This is a genomic window from Nocardia sp. Tas62D01, assembly GCF_055232035.1.
The window spans coordinates 26,916-32,988 of record NZ_JBUYUZ010000004.1 but is presented as its reverse complement, the minus strand read 5'-3'; the positions used below and the strand labels follow the sequence as shown (position 1 = coordinate 32,988).

Below are 6,073 nucleotides of genomic sequence, written 5' to 3'. Positions count from 1 at the left end.
CGATCACGTCCTACCCGTACGCCCGCGCGGACGGCACGGTCGCCGGTGAGGTCGTCCGCCAGGAAGCCGATTTCGAGCGTGGCCGCGACAAGCAGTTCCACCAGCGCCGCTGGGATCCCCAGACGGGCCGCATGGAGAAGGGCGGGTTCGAGCCGATCCCGTTCCAGCTCCCGCTCGTGCTCGACGCGATCCGCAACGGGAAGACGATCGCGGTCTGCGAGGGCGAGAAGGACGTCATCGCCGCTGAATCCGCTGGTCTGACCGCGACCACCAACGCCGGTGGCGCGTCAGCGTGGAGTGCTGAGCACGCCAAATGGCTGCGCGGTGCGCGCACGGTCGTGATCGTCGCCGACCGCGACACCGCCGGATATCGCCGCGCCGAGCGGGTCATGGGCAGCCTCGTCGGCCTGGTCGAGCGGGTGCGGGTCGTCCAGGCACTGACCGGCAAGGACCTGCACGACCACCTCCAGTGCGGACACGAGATCGCCGAGCTGGAGCCGATCCCGCACCTGGACCCCTTCACCCCCGGCCGGGCCGCCGCGCCCGCGCCGACCACCCCGATTCCCGCAGCCGAGACCCAGACCGTCTCGGCTGCTTCGTCTGTCAGCCCTGCAACACCTGGAGGAAACCTCATGGCCGAACATCACCTCGTCCCGCAGCTGCATGATCACGCGCCGGATCAGACCCCTGACATCGACCACATGGGCGCGCATTGGCAGCGGTTCATGCAGATGCTGATGGGTCAGCTGCTCGCCTACGCCCAAAAGGTCGCTATCGCCCGCCGCGCCGCCGCCGAGACGTTGGCCGCCCGCGACGAGGACGAACGGCGTGAGGCCGCTGCCCGTGAGGCCGCTGAGCGCGTAGCCGTCGAGGCCCGCCTGCAGAAGATGCGCCAGGCCGGATGGAACAACTCCACCCGCTCACAGATCGCGGCCGCGGTCCGTGACGCGGCGGCATGGGCCCCGGATTCCCAGCTCGCCCAGGACACCATGAGCGAGCTGGTCGGCCACATCCACACCCGGTGGGGTCTGCGTCTGGATGTGGAGTCCGGTGAGGTCCATGTCGATGCTCCCGCCGAGCTCAGCGGTGCGCTCGCGGCCGCCGAAACCGAACGCGCCGCAGCGTCGCGGCTGCGTACCGCCTCCGCCCGTATGGCGCAGGTCGTCGCCTCGGTCGAGGGGTTGGAGGAATCCGAGCGCCGGCAGATCTATGCCGAGATCCAGTCGTGGCGGGAGAACCCCACCGCCCGCCAGCTCGAGCAGCTGGGCAGCGCGCTGTCGGCGAAGAAGATCGACGAGAAGACGCGCACCCGGATCCGGTTTGTGGCCGGGTATTTGGGGCCGGATGTGACGATGCCGCTCGATCAGCTCGGCGTCGTCGCCGCGGTTTCCCCGACCACCGAACTGCGTCGGCTCGATGAGCCGCTGGTTGACCCGGGTGAGGAGGCCAAGCCGCGTATCGATGCGCTGCTGCTGACCTTTCAGGACCGGTTGCGCCACGGCCTGGACACCACCGCGGTGACCCAGGAGCTGGGCCGGGCCGTCGCGCTGATGACCGAGGAAGACCGCGAAATCGCCCGCAACCGTGGCAGCGAGGTCCGCGCGAACCCCGGCGGCGAATTCAAGCCGTTGTGGCCTGATCACGTCGACCGCGAGGACCTGGCCGCGAGCGTGCGCATGTACGCCGCGCTGGCGCCGGAAGCCGAGCGTCAGGCCGTCCTCGCGGGCGATATGGACGCGGCGGCGGCCGCGCAGCTGCGCAAGCAGGTCAGCGTGCACCGCAATCGCATCGACACAGCCCTGAAGAAGGGCCTCGGGCTGCACGATCTCGAACGCGACCAGATCGTCGCGGTCCTCGCGGACGTGGACGCTGGGGTCACGATCGTGCCGGAAATGCTGTTCGCCGCAGAGCGGTACGCGGCAGCAGTCGACGCGGGCCGCGCCGACGATATCGCCGCCACGACCTCCCAGACCCACCGACGCCAGCTCGACTCGATCCTGAGCACCGGGTCCGTGCCACCAGCAGCGGTGCGCCAGACCACCGATGATGTCACCCGGGTATTCCAGGTCCAGACACAGCTCGCGGCCGGGCACATCAACCTGGCCGAGTACGAACAGCGCGGCAGCGATGTGCGCTTGGACGCCTCCCTGGCCCGTGCGGGCGTGCCCGAACCGATCCGCAACAGCGTGCGCAACCACCTCGACCGCGCGGCGGGAGAGTGCGCCATCACCGGCAAGCAAGCCACCCGTATCGCCGACCGCTGGTCGCAACGGTCGGAGCGGGTCGCCGCCGAACGCACCTCGCCGCAACCCGGCTACGACAGCCCGCAGCGCCGTGAGGGCCTGGAACAGACGCTGCGGGCAGCGGGTCTGGATGACGACCAGATCGCCCAGCGCATGGCCGCCGACTCCGGGCACGCCAAACCACCATCGGCAGCGGTACGCGGCGCCGGTCAAGGCAAGCAACGCACCACCCAGCAAGGCGCGGGTGTACGACGCACCCACCACCGGGGCAACGGCCGAGGCCCCGAACACGGTCTCGGCCGGTGAGGTCTTCCCCGCGATGACCACTGTGCACGAACCCGAGCAGCCCGACACCTATCCCTGGATGGCTGCACCCGCACACCTGAAGACCCGCCGCCAGCTGCGTGCGGCGGGTCTTCGCCCCAACGGGCAAGCACCAGTCGCCCAGATGGAACACAAGCGCTACGGCCGCCGGTTGGTGGCCTTCCTGTTCGACACCGCGACGGCGGCGCCGAAACGCACCGCGAGCCGCGCGCAACTCGAAGCCGTCGCCAAAGCAGTCCGCGGGCACCAAGCCCGCGCGGCCGAACGCCGCGGAATCCCTCGCGCCGAGCTGCACCACGAGAACGATCCAGGCCCCAGCTGGGCCGAATCAGCCGAATCCCACACCCACCTCTCACAGGGAGAAAACCGCATGTCCGACACCGCATCCGAGCTCTCACAGATCCGTTCCGAGGTCGACGCACTTGATGCGCCACAGCTCGGCGTAGCGACCGGGCACGGTCAGCGCATCGCGCATCTGCTCGCGGTCGTCGCGGTCAACCAGGCCCGCCACCGAGACGACCGCCTCGCCAGGGCTGTGGAGGCCGCCGAGGCCAGCGGTCCCGACGCTGTCGCCGAACTCATCCGCAAATCCCAGGAAACCCAGGCCCGCGCCGAGGCCCGCATAGAGACGATCCCGTGGCACAACCAGGCGGCTACCGCCGCCACGCTGGCCGATGCCGTGCTCTGGCACCACAACTCCGAGATCGCCGCGCAACGCCTGGCCCGGCTCACCCACACCTACGCCCAGCAGTGGGGCGTGCTCATCGACGCCGAACAGTTCAGCGTTGATATCGACCCGCACTTCGATGCGGCTGACGCGCAGGACCACGCCGAAGCGTGGCGTCTGTGGGAGCGAGAGTCCGCCGTGATCGACATCGTCTCCGCCATGCCGCTGACCGACACCGCGAAAAGCGCGGTCAACGAAGCGATCTCGGCATGGCGCGGTATCGGTATCAGCCCGGTCGATCCGCGGGCGCATCTGCACGATGAGGCCACACGGCGCGAACAGTTGGGCATCGACCTGGCGGCGGCGAAGCTGACCGGCGCCGACCGTGCCTGTGTCGAGTTCGTCGTCGACTATCTGCGTGGGGACACCTCGCAGGTCGACCTGCTCAACAGTCCGGTGTTCGTCGACCCGGGCGAGGAAGCGCGCGGGCGGGTGCCGCGCCTGCTGGAGACCTTCGCGCACAACCCGAAAGCGGCGAAGCTGGTGGGCGAGGAGATCGCGGTCATGACCGTCGCCGATCAGGATCGGGTCCGCCAGGCTGGACGCGAGATCGCCGCCGGGCGTGAGGTCGATTTCGCGGTGTGGCCGGGCTACATCGACCGCTACGACCTCGCCGAAGACCTCACCAACTACGCCGCCGACTTCGCTGAGCTGCGCGAGATGGCCGACTACCTCGCCGACGGCAGCATGACCGACGAGGAGCGCCAGCGCCTGGGCGCGGTCGTCAGCTATGGCGGCACGATGGCCGTCACCGACGACGTCAACGGCCGGATCACCCGCATCGCCGAACAGCGCGAGCAGCTGCGCGCGAAGATCCTCGACGGCAAAGGGTTGGCCGCGATGGAACGAGCCCACCTGATCTCCGTCATCGACGACGTCGACGCCGGGCGCATCCCCAGCCATAAGGATCTGCCGGAACTGCTGTTCGCCGACGAGCGCAGCAAAGCCGACGCCGATGTCGACCGCATCGGCAAACCCGCAGCGCGGCTCTCGAACGCGACCCGCGAGGCGATCACCCAGCGCATCGAGGCCACCGACGTCGAGGTCAGCCACCGCACCCGCGCAGGCGACAACCTCACGTTCGCGGCGTCCTCGATCTCGGACTCGATCTACAGCGTGGCCTGCGGCGCCCGCGGTATGGGTGTCGAATACGAGCGCAAGTCCTACGCCGACAAACACGCCAGACTGGGCCAGGCCCTCGTCAAGGCGGGCGTCGACGAGGCGGTACGGACCGAGATCCGCGAGCTCGTCGACGACCGCGCCCGCCAGGCCGGAGTGCTCGGCACGGCCGCCGCGCAGCGCGAACAGCAGTGGCAGGCCAAGACCGACTGCATCAGCGAAGCCCGCGACGACGCGATAGCGCAACGCGAAGCCGCCGCCGCCGGCCGCGCACCGAGGAACGGTCGGGCCTGCACCACCCGCGCCGACCGGGCCGCGCAGACCGCCTCCCCTACCCCGGCTCGTGTGGCAGGACGGCGGAATCTGCACAGTGCGGAGGTCGGTCGATGAGCCTCGAATCCGTCGACATGTTCATGATTGCCCGCCTCGACGACGTCGCGGTGGCCGACCTCTACAGCTGCGAGATCCACTACGACGCCGCCGACGGCACCGAGGCCGGACCCACCGTAGAGGCGTCGTGGGGCTCAGTCACCAGCGAGCCCACCGCCCCGGCCACCCTCGACGCGCTCGACCAGGCGCTCACCGAACTCGGCTACCGACGAACCACTGACTGGCACAAGCGCGTCACCGCTTCGGGCGCGGTGAGGTACTTCGCCAACGCGATCACCCACGTGGAGGACATCGACCAATAGCCCCCTCGATACAGATCAGCCCCGGAGCCTGCTGCGGCTTCCGGGGCTGATCTGTATCGACGGTCAGGCCGAGTGCGGGTGTCGGCGGGCCAGCAACGCCAAGATCTCATCTCGGCTGATGGTGTTGTCCGCGGCGGCCTCGGCGGTCACCCATTCCGAGACCAGCTCGTCGACGGAAGCGTCTGCGTCCTCGGCGCGGTGCTGGAGGCGTTGCGCGATCATGAGTGGAAGGCGCAGCTGCACGGTCTGCGTGACGATCAGCTCACCCGGCTCCTCCCCGCCCGACATGGCGAGGTCGACGGCGAGATCGGAATCGGGCCGGAAGTCGTCGATACTCCAGTCCTCACCGAAGGCGTCGACGAGTTCGCGATATACCGCGTCGGCGGCGTCATCCTTCGTATGGCTCATCGGTCTTCACCTCCCAATCCTCGAACGCGGCCAAGTCGGCACCGGTCAGTTCACCAGCCGCCACGATCAGCGACCGGAACGGGACGACCTCGCGGACTGCCACCATCACAGGCCGACCGGTCGCGGTCCTGCCTGCTATCAGTGTGACCCTTACCGGGCCGCCCGTCGACGGACGCGGCCAACGTCGGCGTGCCGTGAGTACCTGGTCAACTTCCTCGCGGGTCACGCCCCGCAGCTTCGATTCCGCCCACGGGGGCAGCTCGTACGGCATGGTCGGCCACCCTACGCCCGAACCCCGACAGGTCCCGGTCTGCCGGATCCCCGGGCATGATGTCCGGAAATCCGACTACGAATGAGGCGTGAAATTGCCGCCGGAACCCCTCGAATGCCTGTGCGATTTCTGACCCCCGATAAGTGGGCAAAGGCGGCGGTCAGTCGTCGTAGTGCTTGATGAATCGTAGTGACCCAACTCCGGGGGCGACAGCGTATGGTGCTGAAATGCGGAGTTCGGACGCGCACCTCAGACTTCATCCGATGGTGTGGCGCCTCGTTGTAGGTGC

5 protein-coding genes are annotated in these 6,073 nt (G+C 68.9%); 3 read left to right on the top strand and 2 right to left on the bottom strand.

Annotated elements, in window-relative coordinates; translation table 11 throughout:
• The 3 genes from ACV7NQ_RS48405 to ACV7NQ_RS48395 all read left to right on the top strand — a co-directional run.
• The coding region (locus ACV7NQ_RS48405) for a toprim domain-containing protein (RefSeq protein WP_463366304.1) at positions 1-2,549 on the top strand (2,549 nt) is incomplete at its 5' end.
• Complete coding sequence (locus ACV7NQ_RS48400) at positions 2,488-4,803, top strand: RRQRL motif-containing zinc-binding protein (RefSeq protein ID WP_463366303.1); 2,316 nt, start codon at positions 2,488-2,490, stop codon at positions 4,801-4,803. The genes ACV7NQ_RS48405 and ACV7NQ_RS48400, both read left to right, overlap by 62 nt.
• Positions 4,800-5,105 (top strand): hypothetical protein, encoded by a 306-nt coding sequence (locus ACV7NQ_RS48395; RefSeq protein WP_463366302.1) that lies wholly within the window; start codon positions 4,800-4,802, stop codon positions 5,103-5,105. Before ACV7NQ_RS48400 ends, ACV7NQ_RS48395 begins: the two co-directional genes overlap by 4 nt.
• A gap of 63 nt (positions 5,106-5,168) precedes the next feature.
• Here the strand turns inward: ACV7NQ_RS48395 and ACV7NQ_RS48390 are convergent, their stop codons facing one another.
• Both ACV7NQ_RS48390 and ACV7NQ_RS48385 read right to left on the bottom strand, forming a co-directional pair.
• Complete coding sequence (locus ACV7NQ_RS48390; protein ID WP_463366301.1) at positions 5,169-5,513, bottom strand: hypothetical protein; 345 nt, start codon at positions 5,511-5,513, stop codon at positions 5,169-5,171.
• The gene (locus tag ACV7NQ_RS48385) at positions 5,494-5,784 is read right to left on the bottom strand and encodes a hypothetical protein (RefSeq protein ID WP_463366300.1); all 291 of its coding nucleotides are present in this window, start codon (positions 5,782-5,784) and stop codon (positions 5,494-5,496) included. The genes ACV7NQ_RS48390 and ACV7NQ_RS48385 overlap by 20 nt, the downstream gene beginning before the upstream one ends.
• Positions 5,785-6,073: the final 289 nt, after the last annotated feature.